Raw genomic sequence first — 17,851 nt, forward strand, 5'->3', positions numbered from 1 at the left:
GGTAAGAAAAAAAGAGTTGTAAAATTGTAAATGATCTATTTACTGGTATGTATTCCGTCAAGCTTACTCTTTTTATCATGCTACTATCACGCAAAATATAGAAGACTTTTTAATACCGGACGTATTTCAGAAATCTTAAAAGCTCATATGAAATCAAACTTGTGTATAACGCTGGCTATACTTTCGTTTGTTCTATTCATGATTGCTTGGGAATGTTCTTAATGTCAAATTACGTGCTTTAATCCTCTATATTGTCTTACATACACCCTTAGGTGCAGTGACGACATTTCAAAACTGCGGAATTTAGACATCAATCAGTGTCAACTAGTGATCCGGCACTATTATTGTGACTTAATGGTGATGACGCCTCTAAAACCTTCCTAAAATTGTCATTGTTTTAATTGGTAATTAACGGTCTGTTTAAAGTAAAACTTATGTTGGTCTTACTAATTGCACTAATGGGTAGTGCTGTTGTGGGTTACTTGGTAGCCGATAACACAAGTGAGGATGAATGTTAAATGTTTCACCTCCTTAAATAATTTTGTTAAAAATTTAATTATACTGTGAGCATGAGAATATCTGAAAGCTATGTCAGCAAGCTGATAAAGGCTATATAGTGTGCTGATCAGGATGGACAAGGGTCCTAAAAACAATCAATCAAAGACAAGAAATATAGCCATCTGCGGTAAATGAAGTTAAATGTGGTTTTTGCTAGCAGTTCTAAATAAAGTTATTAATTCATCAGCAGTTTTCTTCCATGAAAAATTCAGTAAGCGCTGTTGCCCTTTAGAGATCAATGACTTTCGCAACGGCTCATCCTTTAATAACATTAAAATTTTTTTCGGCAAATCGTCTGGCTTGAAAGGGTCAAATGACAAAACCGCGTTTCCGCCAACTTCCACCAGGCAGGTGTTATCGGCAACGATGACAGGCAAATCATAACGGAACGCCTCCAGAATTGGTATTCCAAAACCCTCATTAAGGGATGGGAAAACATATATCAAAGCGTTTTTATAAATGACGGACAATGCATGATCAGGCAGATAACCGGTGATAATGACATCTTCAGCAAGATTAGCCCTTGCAATGCTGCTTAAAATAAGTCTGTAATCATTATCCTTTTCGCTGGTCGGCGTGGGCCCTGCCAATAGTAATTTCAGACCTGGATACCCTGTGCTTTTTATCTTGTGAAATGCATTGATCAGGGCAGGGATATTTTTCCTTTTAAACATGGAGCCCACATGCAGGATATAGCTAGCTGGTGTAATGAGCAGTGATGTCAAAAGTTGACTTTCCTCAACAGACTTCTCGTGATCATTTAAAGTTTTCGGGCCTTCATGGATAACAATTAATTTGTCGTTAGGTAGCCCGGTGAAGTGATTGATCTGTTTTTTTGCGTAAGCCGTAGGAGTAACAACAAATGAAGATCTGCGAGCTGCCGGGATTGCCGTTTTTTTGTAAATCCATAACCAGAACTTTCCATAATCCTGCGGGCTTTCAAAGAAGAACGCATCGTGGAATACGGGAATGGTTTGATAGCCTAAGTGTATCAGGGGAACAAAATTATCAGTGCAAAATAGGATATCGGTGCCTTTGAGCCAAGCATAAATGGGCAATATTATTTGTTTCCAGAGTTGATACCTGAGGTGTTCTACCCATTTAAGCAGTTTGTTATTCCCTATGTAAACCGGTAAAAAGGTGTCCAGGAAATAAAACTGTAAATCATGACCATTCATTTCTTTAAACACTTTGCATATCTCCTCCAGATAAGTACGCGTACCGGTTCTTGCTAAACGAAGGTCCCTGATATCGACTGCTATAACCAGTGGCTTTGACATACTCATTTGGTTTCCCTGCTTCTGACTACTTTCGCCGGAATGCCAGCGACGATAGAATTAGGCGGAATGGATCTGGATACGACACTACTGGCGGCTATCACACAGCCATCCCCAATGTGCACTCCTGCCAAAATAGTTACTCCCGCGCCAATCCAGCAATCGTTTCCGATGATAACAGGAACTTTGGTAATACCCTGTTCTTTTATCGTTTGATGAAGATCGGAGAAATTGTGATTTTCCGAAAAAATCTGAACGTTGGGTCCCATAATAACGTCTTTACCGATCTGGATGCCACCTTGTCCGGCAAAGTAAGCCCTGGCGCTGATTCCGGTCCTATCACCTATATAAATACCTTTGCCCTTATGAGCAATAACTCCTGTCGCAAATAATATAGAATCCCTTGCAATGGAGACATGATCCCCCAAGGTAATGCCTTCGGCCGATAGCGCATTAATGCTCACATTATCCTCCAGAATCAAGTTTTTTCCGGCGCTCAACAGGTACCCATGTCGCACTTTTACATTTTTGCCAATGAAAACAAATCCTCGAGACCGTTTCAGAAATAACTTCAACCAAAATCCTCTTAGGATCTGTAAAGCCCTGTCAAAGCTAATGATAAACAGATCCCTTGCAGAGTATTTGGTGTCCCAACGATAATTGGGATCATTCTTTAATCTTCTTATTAGTTTCTCAATAATCATTTACAGGAAGCGTTTGATTGGTTCTGAGTTGCATGATCATGCTGATCAAAAGACCTGATAAAAACCAGTTCATGTACGAAATATAAGAAGATGATTCTACTTCGGATGTCATTAACGGAATTAAAAAACTGATCTTTAAGAGTAAAACAACCATGCATAATTTTCTTTCTTTTCCCTTTAGGCGGTTGAGCCATTTAAATCCTGTTCCGATGAACATCATATAAATAGACAAGTATAAAACCAATGCAATAATACCGGTCTGTACGCCAATAATGATGAACTGGTTTTCACCACCCACATTCTCACCCAAACTGCCCCCGATTCTTCCGGAGGATCCGAGCCCAAGGCCCAAAGGATGTTCGATGATGGCTATGATCCCCTCTGCCCATTGAACCAGGTGACCGACACTGGAAGGATCGCTGAAATCTACGGTGTTCATCGCAACTGTAAGTAGGTTATTATTGGTCTGTTCAAATTTGGTAAATAAATAAATGAAATAAACAATCACCAGGCATCCGGCAGCGTGTATAGTATATGTAATATACTTTCTTTTGGTAATCAGTGCGTACACGTAGATGACAAAGAAATAACTGATTAGAGGCGCTCTGGAGATGGCGAAAATGATAGAAAGAATAGTTGAGCCAAATGCCAAAATTCCCATACTGTTAATGGTTAATTTGTTGTCATCAGCCGTGTAAAGGCCAATGATTACCGAAAGGGCAAGCAAGGTGGCTGCGGCATGCTCCAAGGGGCTGGTAAAAAAGCTGGCAAAGCGTGGTGTCCCTCCATCAGATTCAAAAGTCCAATTGAGGCCAAAATGACCTCCCGGCTCGAAGTTAAAAAAGTAATAACTGTAATCAGCAAATCCGGTGAAAGTTTGCAGTTGACGCCCGATCATTAATTCCCCTACGAGTACCAAACCCACAGCTATGGTTAATAGAATGATAAAATTGAAATATTTACCAATATAGATCCTCCGAGGGTCCATCAACCTGGCCGCAAAATAAACAACGATATAAAAAGAGTTACTTTTAAAGGCGACTAACCTCGCTGATAAGCTTTGTTCTCCAATGGGCAATATAGCGTAAATTACCAGATAGGCAAAATAGGCAAAAATTACATAATCGATCAAATGCAACCGGGGCCGGTATTTTAAAGTGGCTATATTTGAAATAAGCAGGCAAATAATGAGTACTTCTTTAAATCCCTGCATTAGCGGAATGATGTCTTTCAGGCCCAATGTAAAGGCAACAGACATAGCCGTATAGTACATAGATAGTCCAAAGATCATAAATACAAGCACGCCTTGAGCGTTCCCCTTCAGAACGTCTCTTAATGATACAATAAATGATATAACATAGATCAGTAGAAAAATGAACATCCTGGAGGTTAATTTATTTATTTTCCGGCCAAATTAGGCGATTTGAGGTAAAAAAGCCTTCTTTCAATCCTTTAATTAATTGCCTTGCTTTCTCATGCCTGCCGCGGAACTTAAAGTATATTAGCAACGCGGTATAATAAAGGCCATTAAAAACGAAGTTTATGGGATAAAACAGCGGAGTGCCATACTTCCGCAGAAGCCAGAGGTGGTTTCTCGAAACGTAATAATGAATCACTGGACTCAAGGCGCCTTCCTTGGTTGAGTTGACTTTCGCTGAAACCCCAGCTGCATGGTATATTTTACAGGAAATTAAATAATGGAGCTGATGTCCCCGCTGGCGCAGCCGGAAGGAGAGATCCACATCCTCGTAATATAAAAAGAACTGCTTATTAAATAGCCCGGTCTCCACCAAAGCCGTATTTCGAATCAACATACAGCAACCCGTCAACCACTCCGCAGTTTGATACGCAGGTACCTGAGATTGGTCAGGAATCCTGGTGTCAGAAAAGGTTCTGCCCAGAACAGCGCTGAATCGCCCATTCCCGTTCCAGATCTGCCCGTGATTATGCATCCAATAAATAGCAGGCTGCGCGGCGGCGGCCTCGGGATGTTGCTGTAAGTGCTGATACAGTTTAGTTATTATATCTTCCTCGACCAGTGTATCTGTATTGATGATCAGCGAATAACTGTAGCCGATATTCAGGCTGTAGATCAGAGCCCGGTTGTTTCCTTCGGAGAAGCCCAGGTTTTCTTGGTTGTCGATGTACATCAGCTCAGGAAATTTGGCACGTAATGTCTCCAAAGAGCCATCGGTCGAACCATTATCGGCAACTATGATATCGAACAAACTTTGATCACAATTTCGTTTTAATGAGGAAATGCAATCTGCTGTATACTCAGCAGTATTCCAATTGACCAAGATAACGGCAACAGGCTTACGCATGGTGTAAGGAGGTTTTTTTTATAGTATATTCATACATTAGCAGGCCACATATTTCCAGGATCAGGGTAAAGGAGGCAAATAAAATATACCAGCCGAAATTTATCAATGTAAAAGCTAAGAGAAGGGATATACCTAATAATATGAGCGCTATAAGAAATATATATCGTGTATTGTTTTTCAAAAGCTGATCGATAACATTCAAAAAATTAATTGCTGCAATGGTTGGGACCAGAGACATGATTCTTAAAAAAACGACGGCAGTATGATCTCTTTGTCCGGATATTACATAAATAATAAAGTCGGCTAATGCAAAAATACTGATAGACCCTATAAAGAATATCGCACTTATCAGCCATTTCATTTTCTTTCTGTACAAACGCCAAATGCGGGTACCTTGCTGATATAGTTGCACGGATTTTGGGTACACGGCATTAGAAATAGATATGATCAGCATCCTGCAAGTTTGTACCACCTTGTCGCACAAGGCATAAGCGCCAAGCCATTCCGGATTGCCTAAATGTCCTAACGCGAAAATCATAATAGACTGTTGAAATTGAACGGAAATATTATTCGCCGTGAGGTAAAAATTATCTTTACAAAGTTTCAGCAGTTCGGATTTTGTAGGAAAACTAAATACTAGTTTAAATTCTTTGATAGCATATATCAATAATCCGATATATGTTATCACGCTGGCCGAACCCAAAATGAAATTAACCCAGCCGGCATCCCTGGAACTTTTGATGAATATAAGTAATGATAAAATAGAGATTACTTTGGTAACAACATTGGAAACATTATATATTTTTAGTCGTTCGGTTCCAATAAATAAAAACAACGGATTTAGTATTTCCGCGATTACCAGGGGTGTCGCCAAAATGATCAAGCTATAATATTTCATTCCGTTCCATTGAAGGCCGAAAAGAAAGATCAGATATATTAGAAATATCATCGATCTGATCCATATGGCGTTGTAAAACACGGCACTCAGCTTTACTTGGTCTTTCGTGTGGAGTACCACGTCTCTAACGCCGGTCTGATTGATGCCATAGTTGATGATCACGCCAGCTAATGTGGCAAAAGTATTGGCTAGCGTCACGAAGCCGAATGCTTCAATACCTATTTTTCTGGTAATAATGGGGAATATAAGCATCAGCAACAATATGTTGGAAAGCTGGATGCTGCTTAAGTTGAGAAAGTTGGAAAGGATATTGGTTTCCCTTAATTTTTGATAAATGTCTATTATTCTTTGTTTCAACTTTGGCCGATTGATTGAAACGCGAATTTAGCTTATTTTAATGATAACCCTGACGGATTATATAACACCAATTGTTTTCTTTTAAGCAGTTTTTTATATTTTTTGCAGTCGCGGAAATTGAATAGATGTTTTAACTTAGCGGCGCAATAAAACCCTGAGTTATTTGCAGAAGCTCATAATTAAATGACGGAGATTGATTTGATCCGTCGTCTATCTACATAAAAAATCCTACAGATGAATAAAAACAATTATGCGATCATAATGGCGGGAGGGATTGGGAGCCGTTTCTGGCCAATCAGCCGATCATCCCACCCCAAGCAGTTTATAGATATATTGGGCACAGGCAAAACGCTGATACAAAACACCTACGAAAGGTTCCTGAAAGTTTGCCCGCAGGAGAACATCTATATAGTAACGAATGAAAACTATACCAAACTGGTTAAAAGCCAGCTACCGGAGTTAACCGACCAGCAGATACTGACCGAACCGGTCATGCGTAATACAGCCCCCTGTGTGGCCTATGGCTGTTTTAAAATAGAACGCCTTAACCCCAATGCCGTTATTGTGGTAGCCCCCTCAGACCAGCAGATCCTGGATGAGGAAGCCTTTGTAAGCGCCATTGACAAATCGCTGCAGACAGCGGCCGAAAATGACTGCCTGATCACCCTGGGTATCAAACCCTCGCGGCCGGATACGGGCTATGGCTATATCCAGTACACCGACCAGGTGATCCACCATGATTTTCATAAGGTAAAAACCTTTACCGAGAAACCCACGCTGGAGATAGCCAAAACGTTTTTACAAAGCGGGGATTTTTTATGGAACGCGGGGATCTTTGTATGGTCGGCCGAGGCGATCGTGAAGGCCTTTGGCCAGCATTTACCCGAAATGCACGAGATATTTGCCGATGCCCGTCCGGTTTATAACACCGAAGAGGAGAAAGCCTATATCCATAAAGCCTACCAGCAATGCATCAATATTTCGATAGACTATGGTGTAATGGAAAAGGCAGACAATGTGTATGTACTGCCCTCGGAGTTTGGCTGGAGCGACCTGGGTACCTGGGCCTCCATTTATGACCTGGCCGACAAGGATTATGTAGGCAATGCGGTGATCCCATCAGAAAAAGTGATCATGTACGATTCCTCGAACTGTATGGTAAATGTACCGGGCGAAAAGCTGGTGATATTGCAGGGGCTGCATGACTACATCGTGGTAGAATCAAACAACACCCTGCTGGTATGCCCTCGCGACCAGGAACAGAATGTAAAACAAGTAGTGGCCGATGTGAAAAGCAAATTCGGTACTAAATATATTTAAGTTTGGGTATTTGAGCCTTATGCAGCTGAAGTAAGGTTTACTACAAACGATATTATGGACAAAAATAGTAAAATATATATAGCAGGCCACAATGGGATGGTTGGCTCGGCAATAACAGCCAAGCTTCGCGAAAATGGTTTCGATAACCTGTTGCTCAGAAGTTCTAAAGAGCTCGATCTGCGAAACCAGCAGGCGGTAGCTGATTTTTTTGAACAAGAAAAGCCAGATTACGTTTTTTTAGCCGCTGCAAAAGTTGGCGGGATAGTAGCCAATAATACTTACCGCGCCGACTTTTTATATGATAACCTCATCATGGAGTGTAATATCATACACTCGGCCTATGTTACAGACGTAAAAAAGTTGATGTTTTTGGGTAGCTCCTGCATTTATCCTAAACTGGCCCCCCAACCTTTAAAAGAGGAATACCTGCTTACAGGTCCGTTGGAATACACTAACGAGCCTTATGCTATAGCAAAAATTGCCGGTATAAAGCTTTGCGAAAATTACCGCGAACAATACGGTTGTAACTTTATCAGTGTAATGCCAACTAATTTGTATGGTACCGGCGATAATTATCATTCCACTAATTCGCATGTTTTGCCGGCACTGATCCGTAGGTTTCATGAAGCAAAGCTCAATGGCGAAAAAACAGTTACCATATGGGGTACCGGTAACCCAAAAAGGGAGTTTCTTTATGCAGATGACCTGGCCGAAGCTTGCTTGTTCTTAATGGAGAGTTACAACGAAAAAGAACTGATCAATGTAGGTACGGGCGAAGATCTGAGCATTGCTGAACTAGCAAACCTTGTAAAAAATGTCGTTGGCTTTGAAGGCGAACTATTTTTTGATACCTCAAAGCCCGATGGCACGCCGCGTAAATTAATGGATGTAAGTAAATTACATAACCTGGGCTGGAAACATCACACGGCTTTAACAGAAGGCATTTTATTAGCCTATCACGATTTTATAGATAAGCATACCTTTAATCACGAAAGATAAGGATTTATCATTTTTAAAAAATATCTGATAGTTTTGTAAAAAGTACCAGCTTATCTAGCTTGCGTATTGAAAAATAATCCGAAATATGACCATAACCTCCACCCCGATTGACGGGCTTATTGTTTTAACGCCACGTATTTTCAACGATGACCGGGGCTATTTTTTCGAATCGTTTAATGAAAATTCTTTTAAAGATTTTGCTGGTTATCCGGTTCATTTTGTACAGGACAACCAGTCATTTTCAACTAAAGGAGTATTGCGTGGCCTTCATTTTCAAAAAGGCCAGCATGCCCAATCCAAATTGGTTAGAGTAACACAAGGCGAAGTATTAGATGTCGCAGTCGATCTGCGTAAAGGTTCGGCTACCTACGGGCAACACTACAGCATACGGTTGTCTGCCGACAATCATCAGCAGTTTTTTATCCCGAGGGGATTTGCGCATGGGTTTATTGTATTAAGCGATACTGCCATTTTTCAATACAAGTGCGATAATTATTATAATAAACAATCAGAAGGCGGATTGCATTATGCCGATACCGATTTGGCTATTGATTGGATTTTGCCTTATGATGAACTGCTGGTTTCGGATAAGGACAAAGAATTGCCATTTTTGAAAGATGCCCCTGATTTTGAATTTTAATATAAAGAAACCAAACACACTACCAATATGCAAAATATCATAGTTTTCGGGGCTTCCGGACAATTAGGACATTGCTTAAAAGCTGTTGCCGCATCAAAACAGATCAACAATATTTTTTTTCCACCCGAAGGTGAAGCCAATATTTTGGATGCTGATGCGCTGTCAAAATTGTTTGAGCAATATAAACCTGCCTATGCCATTAACTGCGCAGCTTATACCGCGGTTGACAAAGCTGAAGATGATATTGATATAGCAAGGAAAATAAACCGTACAGGCGCTGCCAACCTTGCAGCACAATGTAAAAACCACGATACGGTATTAGTACACATATCAACAGATTTTGTTTTTAAAGGTGATAAGCCCTATCCGCTTGTTGAAAGCGATGTAGCCGAACCTATTAGCGTATACGGGCTTACCAAGCTGGAAGGTGAACAGGATATTGTTGACATACTGCCCCGTCATTATATTTTACGTACTAGCTGGTTATATTCTGAGTATGGCAACAACTTTGTAAAAACAATGCTCAAATTGGGTGCTGATCGTGAGGAGCTGAAAATTATTGCCGATCAGATAGGCTCGCCAACTTATGGCATCGACCTCGCTGCGGCTATCTTGGATATCATAACATCGGACAGTGAGCGTTTCGGCATTTACCACTACAGCAATGAAGGCGTAACCTCATGGTATGATTTTGCTAAAGGCATATTTGACCTTGTAGGAAGCAAAGTAAAAGTTTATCCTATACGTACAAGTGAATACCCAACCAAGGCAACACGTCCGGCATTTTCGGTAATGGATAAGGCAAAAATCAAAAGCACGTTCAATATCCAGATACCTTACTGGCGCGATAGCCTCATCGTTTGTTTAGAGAGATTAAAATAAGTACTATAATCAATACTCTTCAACTTTTAGGATTTCATAAAAGCCCTCTGATTTTAATTCCCGGAGATGGATAAGTTAATATTTGATGATATTAAGGGGCACTGAAGCCATCTGAAACAATACAACCAAGCGGCTGAACGGTGTAATCCACGGCGCTCATCGTTAATCTGAGTTTTTTAGAAGGGAAATCGGTATCAAGTTAATGATTGTGATAGTTAGAACTGATCGATCAGGTTTAAATATTCCAACGATGTTATGATCATTTAAAGCAGGAGCGGATAAATAAGTATTAATGTTCTGTGATCGGTAAAATGCGTTATTATCGACTTTGCTTGTAGGTTATGAATAAAAAATAATTATTTTTAAAAATCTATAATATAAGTTATTTATGAAAGGAATTATTTTAGCCGGTGGATCAGGTACCAGGCTATATCCCATTACCAGGGCAATAAGCAAACAGTTAATGCCTATTTATGATAAACCGATGATCTATTATCCACTATCGGTATTAATGCAAGCCGATATCAGGGAAATATTGATTATCACTACTGCTGAGGATAATGATGGGTTTAAACGCTTGCTCGGTGACGGAACTGAACTAGGCTGCAAATTTGAATATGCAATACAAGAAAAACCTAACGGGCTCGCGCAAGCGTTTGTAATTGGAGAAAAGTTTATAGGCGAGGATAAAGTGGCCTTGATCCTCGGAGATAATATATTTTATGGTACAGGTTTTAGCGAACTCATCAGAGGCTTTAATGATGTGGATGGCGCGGCCATTTTCGCTTATCATGTGGCTGATCCGGAAAGATATGGGGTTGTTGAATTTGATAATAATTTTAAAGCTTTATCTATTGAGGAGAAACCGACTAAACCAAAGTCAAGATTTGCGGTACCAGGATTATATTTCTATGATAATAGTGTTATACAGATTGCTAAAGATCTTAAACCCTCAACTCGTGGAGAATATGAAATTACAGATGTAAATAAATATTACTTGGAACAGGGTAATTTGCATGTTGGAGTGATGGATAAAGGTACAGCGTGGCTTGATACCGGAACTTTTGATTCCTTAAGCGACGCGACCGAATACGTACGTGTGATCGAAAAGCGCCAATCATATAAAATTGGTTGTATTGAGGAGGTGGCTTATCGTGGCGGTTTTATCAATGACGATCAATTGAAATTATTAATAGATAAATATTTAAAAAGCGGTTACGGCAAATATCTGCAAGGCTTATTGCCATAGTTCAAACGTATCCAGACCTGTGATTTACTAGCCTTTAAGCCCTGTAGGCTAGGAAATCATTTCCCATAAAAATTGATCATTTACAATTCGTCATCACCACAAGCGACGCTGACTTTTATCAGCGATTGAGCCTAACCCAGGATGGACTTGCAATCAGTTACCATAACCTCCGTAAAAAGAACGGAAAGGCAGGAATGATTCTATATGGAGAAACATTAACAAAAATTTTACGTATAAGTCGTTTTAGACATGAAAACTGGAGCAAGGCCTTATCTTTTAGCATTAGCTGTTGTAATCATAATTGCCGCAGTGATTTTAACCTTTGCGCTGTCCTATCCTAATATTCGTGCATTAAGCATATTTGATTTTTAAAAACTCTTAAATCCAGGATCATCTTTGTTAACCCCGGAATTATATTACCGGAAGTTCAAGTTAAAATTAAATAATGTTCAAAATTGAACGCGAGGTGCTGAAAATCACCAATTCTATTTTGTCATTCACAATAATCAGCGTAAAATCCAGACGGAATTTTGTGAGTTAATATTACGAAATCGATTGAATGGTTAACAAACATAGGTAATATAAAATACGATTCAAAAGGTGTGAAATAAGCGTTGTAACAAGTTCGAATTCTGAGTTAGTATTGCAAATTTTTCAAATGAATTGACCAATAAGATATCAAAAAAAGGCCCGGTTCCTTCAAAAAGGACCGGGCTTAATTTCTGGGTTTGGGCTTTAGTTTATACCAATATGGTCCCTGCGGCTACGGTTTCGTTAGTAGCCTCATCAACCAGGATCAATGAACCTGTGATACGGTTTTTCCTGTATTCATCAAAAACTACGGGCTGGGTAGTACGTAAACGCACGCGGGCCATCTCGTTCATTTTAATATCGCCGGCATTTTCAAGCTTTTCCATCGTGTTAATGTCGAGCTTATAATTAACTTCTTTAATAATAGCCATCACTTCGCGGGTAGTATTTTTTAAGTGGTATTTAGCCCCCAGACGCGGGCCTTTTGATCCCATCCAGCAAAGCATCACATCAATATCCTGGCTTACCACGGGCTCACTGTCGTCTTTTATGATCATATCGCCGCGACTGATATCAATATCATCCTCTAAAGTGATAGAAACAGACATTGGCGCGAAAGCTTCGTCTACCGGGCCTGCAAAAGTATCGATAGATTTGATAGCCGACGTTAATCCCGAAGGCAATACGGTTATTTTATCGCCTGGTTTAAATATACCACCGGCTATACGGCCTGCATATCCCCTGTAATCATGATATTCTTCTGCATGTGGGCGTATCACGGTTTGTACCGGGAAACGTGCATCGGCATGGTTTTCATCGCTGCCAATATGGATGGTTTCCAGTGTATGCAGCAGGCTTTCGCCTTTATACCACGGCATGTTTACTGAATCGTTCACTACGTTATCGCCTTCCAGCGCACTGACAGGCACATAGCGAATATCATTTACATCAATTTTGCCGGCAAACGCATGATATTGTTCTACAACCTTGTTAAACGCTTCTTCAGAATAATCAACCAGGTCCATTTTGTTAATGCAAACAATAATATGCGGTATCCTTAACAGCGATGCTATGAAAGAGTGCCTGCAGGTTTGTTCTACAACACCCTTACGCACATCAATCAGTACAATGGCCAGGTTGGCAGTAGATGCACCTGTAACCATATTACGGGTATATTGGATATGACCTGGGGTATCGGCAATTATAAATTTGCGTTTTGGCGTGGCAAAGTAACGGTATGCTACATCAATGGTAATACCCTGTTCGCGCTCAGAACGTAAACCATCAGTAAGTAAAGACAAGTCGATATGTTGTAGCCCCTTCCTTTCGCTCGATTGCTTTACGGCTGCCATCTGATCTTCAAAGATTGATTTGGAATCGTATAATAATCTGCCGATGAGCGTGCTTTTTCCGTCATCTACACTACCGGCTGTTGTAAAACGTAATAGTTCCATAATTTAAGTCTCATTAGTATCAAATAGCTTGTATCAAGATTTTTAAAAACGATAATGCCGCTTTATGAAGCTGCCTTGATACTAGCTACTTGAATCCTTCTTTAAAAATAACCTTGTTTTTTCCTGTCTTCCATTGAAGTATCAGAGCGTTTATCGTCACTTCTGTTACCACGTTCGGTGCTGCGGGTGGCCGACACTTCAGCTACAATTTTTTCAAGTGTATCTGCATCAGATTCGATGCCGCCGGTAATGGTAATGTCACCAAGGGTGCGGAAACGCATCAGCTTGTTCTCAATTTTTTCACCATCGCGCAATACCAGGAACTCGGATGCCGGCAGCCAGGTGCCATCGCGGTAAACGGCCTCACGGTTGTGGGCAAAATAAAGCGAAGGGATAGCAATATTTTCCTGCAATATGTAGTTCCATATATCCATTTCGGTCCAGTTACTGATAGGGAACACTCTGAAGTGCTCACCCATTCTTTTACGGCCGTTAAATATATTCCAAAGCTCGGGGCGTTGGTTTTTAGGGTCCCACTGGCCAAACTCATCACGGTGCGAAAAGAAGCGTTCCTTTGAACGTGCTTTTTCCTCATCGCGACGGGCACCTCCAATAGCAGCATCAATTTTATTACCTTCAATTGCATCAAGCAGTGTAACTATCTGCAGTTCATTACGGCTGGCGTTAATACCACTTTCTTCAACCGCACGGCCTTTATCAATAGCCTCCTGTACCGAGCCAACAATAAGCTGTACACCCAGATCATCAACCAGTTTATCCCTGAATGCCATTGTTTCGGGGAAGTTATGCCCGGTATCAATATGTATAAGCGGCATAGGGATTTTGGCAGGCCAAAAGGCCTTACGTGCCAGGTGGGTTACAACTATGGAATCTTTTCCGCCCGAAAACAGAATGGCAGGACGATCAAATTGGGCCACAACTTCCCTGATAACATAAATGGCCTCTGATTCTAATTCCTGCAGATGAGTAAGATAATATTTGTGCATGTTAAATAAAAACCCGCTAAATCCACCTAAATAGTAGTATTTAGCAATCAAACTGCAATATTAGCAATTTATACGCATTAAATTGGTATTTAATCTATGTTTTCCTGATTTTCTATCATGTTCATCATCTGGCTGATCACATCTGCGTCGCTGGCCTGGAACCAATGGAAAGAACTGTCTTTGCGGAACCAGGTGAGCTGCCGCTTGGCAAAACGCCTGGTGTTTTGTTTTATCATTTCAATTGCTTTTTCAAGGCTGGTTTTTCCGTCAAAATAATCAAACAATTCAGTATAGCCCACGGTGTTTAGAGCGTTTAAATGACGGTGGGGGAGCAGGGCTTTTACTTCGGCCAGCAGACCTTGTTGTATCATAACATCTACACGCTCGTTTATGCGGTTGTACAGCACTTCGCGCGGGAGGTTAAGGGCCAGTTTAATAATACGAAACGGACGCTTGTTCACTGTGGCCTGCCGGTATGATGAAATGGGTTTACCCGAGCTCTCAAAAACCTCCAGCGCCCTGATAATACGCTGAGGGTTTCCCAAATCTACTTCATTGTAATAATCCGGATCTGCCAGTTTTAACTTTTGCTGCAGGCTGGCAATGCCAGTTTCTTCCAATTCACGGTTTAGTTTTTCGCGTATAGCCGGATCAGTAGTGGGTAGTTCGTCAAAACCTTCGCAAATGGCTTTAATGTATAAACCAGAGCCGCCTGCCAAAACAACATGATGATGGGTTTTAAAAAGTTCATCAAGCAATGCAAGCCCCTGTTTTTCAAAATCACCTACCGAAAAGGGTTCGGCAATCGAGTGTGAATCAATAAAGTAATGTTTTACGGCTGCCAGTTCTGCCGCGTTTGGTTTGGCGGTACCAATAGCCATCTCCCTGAAAAACTGCCTTGAATCGGCCGATACCACAACGGTATTAAAGTGTTTAGCCAGCTCAATTGCCGCCGCTGTTTTACCCACGGCTGTAGGGCCTGCAACAACAATAAGGGTTTTCATGGCTTGGGTCATGATTTAACAAAAGAGCTTATAAAAAATGTCATTGCGAGCGTAGCGTGGCAATCTCCTTATGCTAATCAGCACACGGGTAATTAAACAAGCGTGCTAACTGTCCTGAAGAGATTGCCACGCTACGCTCGCAATGACATTTTAATTATTTAAAATAGTGATCTATTTAATAATCATCACCGCCGCCACGATGTGGCTTGTCGTCATCATCAAAGCCTTCGTCGTCGGCAAATTCGTTCCCAAATTCATCGTCCTCTTCTTCTTCCTCCTCGTGTTTTTCTTCCGGTAGTTCATCTACTTCAGTATCTGTTACTTCAGAAAAATCTTCAGTATCTTCCGGGTTGAAAGCCATTTCGTTCAGGAAGTCAAAGTCTTCACTGGTTGGTGGTATAATGGTGGGATTAAATACGTTGCCAAATTGTTTAGGCGCTTCACCAACCGATTTTATAACAGCAGGGTAAACGGTGCCCGCTGTTTCATCCAGAATGATCTTCATCAGTTCCACATGAAAATCAAACGGGCGGTCGAAATTAAAGGTATAGTAAAACTTCTGATGCGGGTCATCAATAAAACTCAGCAGCTTTACATTGCTCATTAGTGATACACCACGGTCAATTCTTTTTTGGTTGGGCAAATAGGTAATTTCCTCACCTTTTGTCCATTGATCATTACTGATATAAAAAGAAGACGAAAACTCCGGATTATATCCGGTTGACTGGTGTATTGCGCGGTGAAGATCCTCGAAGGTTTGATTTGATTTTACATCAATCTCTCTTATCACATCATCATAATCCTCGAAAGTAACCCTAAACCTGTATAGTGCCATTTTATTAGTAAATTTTGGGGACAAAAATAATCTTTTAATTCAATTTTGTGCTGCCACAACTTTTAAGCCAATTTCCAAACCCTTGGCAATTGTAAATTGAATGGCAGCTTCACGATTGTTAGGAATTTCGCCTTCAAGTATGGCTTCGCGTATCTGATTTTTAATAATGCCTACTTCCCGGCCTTCTTTTATACCAAAAAGTTGCATAATATCGATCCCGGTAACGGGAGGCTGCCAATTTCTGATGCTGTCGCGCTCTTCAACATCTTTTAATTTTTGTTGAACAAGCTCAAAATTGTTACGATATTTTTTAACCTTATATTCGTTTTTGGTAGTTATGTCTGCTTTACACAACAGCATAAGTGCCTCTATGTCATCCCCAGCCTCAAAAAGCAGCCTGCGTACTGCCGAATCGGTAACGATGGATTGCGATAACACAATTGGTCGTAAATGCAGCTGTACCAGTTTTTGCACCTGCTTCATTTTTTCGTTCAGCGGTAGTTTTAACTGGGCAAATATTTTAGGAACCATGCGGGCGCCACGATCTTCATGGCCATGAAACGTCCAGCCGTGACCGGCTTCAAAGCGCTTGGTGGCAGGTTTGGCAATATCATGCAATATGGCAGCCCAGCGCAACCACAGGTCGGTAGTGGTTTCGCTGATATTATCGAGTACCTGCAAAGTGTGGTAAAAATTATCTTTATGACCTTTACCGTCAATATAATCAACCCCGTAAAGGTTGGTCATCTGTGGGAATATTTTATGCAGCAGGCCGGTATCAAACAAATAATTAAAGCCTATAGATGGCACTGGCGACAGGATGATCTTATTAAGTTCATCCGTTATCCGTTCCTGCGAGATAATATTGATACGGTCGGCATTGTTTTTAATAGCATCCACTGCAATATCATCAATCCTGAAATTTAGCTGTGAGGCAAATCTGATGGCCCGCATCATGCGTAATGGATCGTCAGAAAAGGTTTCGGCCGGGTTGAGGGGCGTCCTGATCAGCTTTTTCTCCAGATCGGCAACGCCACCAAATGGGTCAAGTAATTCGCCAAAAGTGTCGGGATGCAGGGATATGGCCAGTGCATTGATAGTAAAATCGCGGCGTTTCTGATCGTCTTGCAGGGTGCCGTTCTCCACAATGGGTTTGCGCGAATCACGGCGATATGACTCTTTGCGGGCACCGACAAACTCAATCTCCAGATCATGGTATTTAAGCGACGCGGTACCGAAATTTTTGTATACAGCAACTTTTACCTTAAGTTTTGCCGCCACGGTTTCGGCAAAGGTTATGCCATTGCCTATAATAACAATGTCGATATCCTTTGACGGGCGGTGTAAAAAAATATCGCGTACAAAGCCCCCGATAGCATAAACCTGCTGATCATGCTCGGCTGCAAGTTTTGATATGATAGAAAATATGGGATGCTGCAGGTGGGCTTTCATGAGTTTTAATAAATGCTAAGCTCTAAAACCTAAATTCTGATTTTTAAGCTTTAAAACAAAGTGCAAAGGTAATGCTAAATTTTAAGCTCTAAATTCTAAAACAAAAAAATGAGTTTTGGTAAATGAATGATAATTATTACTGGTGCTATTCTTAAGACAAAATACTTTTTATACTTTCCGGAAATGAATATTTACTAATTTTGTTAGTATTTGCGTTTGGAATACGAGAACACTTGTTGTACTAAGCGCTTTTTCAGGACTTGTTGGTGTCTTACTCCCCATTGATGACCAGCAATTTGAACTGTAAAAATAATAATTTGTATTTTATTTAATGATAGTAGTAAAGAAGCTGTTGAAACA

At 40.7% G+C, this 17,851-nt stretch carries 15 protein-coding genes; 5 read left to right on the plus strand and 10 right to left on the minus strand.

The window, feature by feature from the left end; all coding sequences use genetic code 11:
• Positions 1–695: 695 nt before the first annotated feature.
• The 5 genes from SNE25_RS09825 to SNE25_RS09845 form a co-directional block, all read right to left on the minus strand.
• Positions 696–1,748: a glycosyltransferase family 4 protein gene (locus SNE25_RS09825; RefSeq protein ID WP_321564921.1), complete on the minus strand. Its 1,053-nt coding sequence runs from the start codon at positions 1,746–1,748 to the stop codon at positions 696–698.
• 92 nt (positions 1,749–1,840) lie between these two features.
• Positions 1,841–2,539, minus strand: a complete 699-nt coding sequence (locus SNE25_RS09830) for an acyltransferase (RefSeq protein ID WP_321564922.1) — start codon at positions 2,537–2,539, stop codon at positions 1,841–1,843.
• On the minus strand, positions 2,529–3,920 hold the full coding sequence (locus SNE25_RS09835; protein ID WP_321564923.1) for an O-antigen ligase family protein: 1,392 nt from the start codon (positions 3,918–3,920) through the stop codon (positions 2,529–2,531). Before SNE25_RS09835 ends, SNE25_RS09830 begins: the two co-directional genes overlap by 11 nt.
• A gap of 13 nt (positions 3,921–3,933) precedes the next feature.
• Complete coding sequence (locus tag SNE25_RS09840; protein WP_321564924.1) at positions 3,934–4,863, minus strand: glycosyltransferase family 2 protein; 930 nt, start codon at positions 4,861–4,863, stop codon at positions 3,934–3,936.
• Positions 4,856–6,118, minus strand: coding sequence for an oligosaccharide flippase family protein (locus SNE25_RS09845; RefSeq protein ID WP_321564925.1), 1,263 nt, complete (start codon positions 6,116–6,118; stop codon positions 4,856–4,858). The genes SNE25_RS09840 and SNE25_RS09845 overlap by 8 nt, the downstream gene beginning before the upstream one ends.
• A 234-nt stretch (positions 6,119–6,352) precedes the next feature.
• On the opposite strand from SNE25_RS09845, the gene SNE25_RS09850 reads away from it, so the two are divergent.
• From SNE25_RS09850 to rfbA, 5 genes are all read left to right on the plus strand, one after another.
• A complete protein-coding gene (locus tag SNE25_RS09850) occupies positions 6,353–7,438 on the plus strand; it encodes a mannose-1-phosphate guanylyltransferase (protein WP_321564926.1) in 1,086 nt (361 codons plus the stop codon).
• Positions 7,439–7,492: 54 nt separating this feature from the next.
• Positions 7,493–8,437 (plus strand): GDP-L-fucose synthase, encoded by a 945-nt coding sequence (gene fcl, locus SNE25_RS09855; protein WP_321564927.1) that lies wholly within the window; start codon positions 7,493–7,495, stop codon positions 8,435–8,437.
• Positions 8,438–8,522: 85 nt separating this feature from the next.
• Positions 8,523–9,077 (plus strand): dTDP-4-dehydrorhamnose 3,5-epimerase, encoded by a 555-nt coding sequence (gene rfbC, locus SNE25_RS09860; protein WP_321564928.1) that lies wholly within the window; start codon positions 8,523–8,525, stop codon positions 9,075–9,077.
• 27 nt (positions 9,078–9,104) lie between these two features.
• Complete coding sequence (gene rfbD, locus SNE25_RS09865) at positions 9,105–9,959, plus strand: dTDP-4-dehydrorhamnose reductase (RefSeq protein ID WP_321564929.1); 855 nt, start codon at positions 9,105–9,107, stop codon at positions 9,957–9,959.
• Positions 9,960–10,347: 388 nt separating this feature from the next.
• Complete coding sequence (gene rfbA / locus SNE25_RS09870) at positions 10,348–11,208, plus strand: glucose-1-phosphate thymidylyltransferase RfbA (RefSeq protein WP_321564930.1); 861 nt, start codon at positions 10,348–10,350, stop codon at positions 11,206–11,208.
• A 740-nt stretch (positions 11,209–11,948) separates the two neighbouring features.
• Here the strand turns inward: rfbA and cysN are convergent.
• From cysN to SNE25_RS09895, 5 genes are all read right to left on the minus strand, one after another.
• Complete coding sequence (gene cysN / locus SNE25_RS09875; RefSeq protein WP_321564931.1) at positions 11,949–13,193, minus strand: sulfate adenylyltransferase subunit CysN; 1,245 nt, start codon at positions 13,191–13,193, stop codon at positions 11,949–11,951.
• Positions 13,194–13,294: 101 nt separating this feature from the next.
• Entirely contained in the window at positions 13,295–14,200 is a 906-nt protein-coding gene (gene cysD / locus SNE25_RS09880; protein WP_321564932.1) for a sulfate adenylyltransferase subunit CysD, read from the minus strand.
• Between the two features lie 89 nt (positions 14,201–14,289).
• Positions 14,290–15,204: a tRNA (adenosine(37)-N6)-dimethylallyltransferase MiaA gene (gene miaA / locus SNE25_RS09885; RefSeq protein ID WP_321564933.1), complete on the minus strand. Its 915-nt coding sequence runs from the start codon at positions 15,202–15,204 to the stop codon at positions 14,290–14,292.
• 175 nt (positions 15,205–15,379) lie between these two features.
• Complete coding sequence (locus SNE25_RS09890; RefSeq protein WP_321564934.1) at positions 15,380–16,039, minus strand: IS1096 element passenger TnpR family protein; 660 nt, start codon at positions 16,037–16,039, stop codon at positions 15,380–15,382.
• Positions 16,040–16,078: 39 nt separating this feature from the next.
• A complete protein-coding gene (locus SNE25_RS09895; RefSeq protein ID WP_321564935.1) occupies positions 16,079–17,491 on the minus strand; it encodes a CCA tRNA nucleotidyltransferase in 1,413 nt (470 codons plus the stop codon).
• Positions 17,492–17,851 lie beyond the last annotated feature (360 nt).

The sequence above is a fragment of the Mucilaginibacter sabulilitoris genome (assembly GCF_034262375.1).
Classification (GTDB): domain Bacteria; phylum Bacteroidota; class Bacteroidia; order Sphingobacteriales; family Sphingobacteriaceae; genus Mucilaginibacter; species Mucilaginibacter sabulilitoris.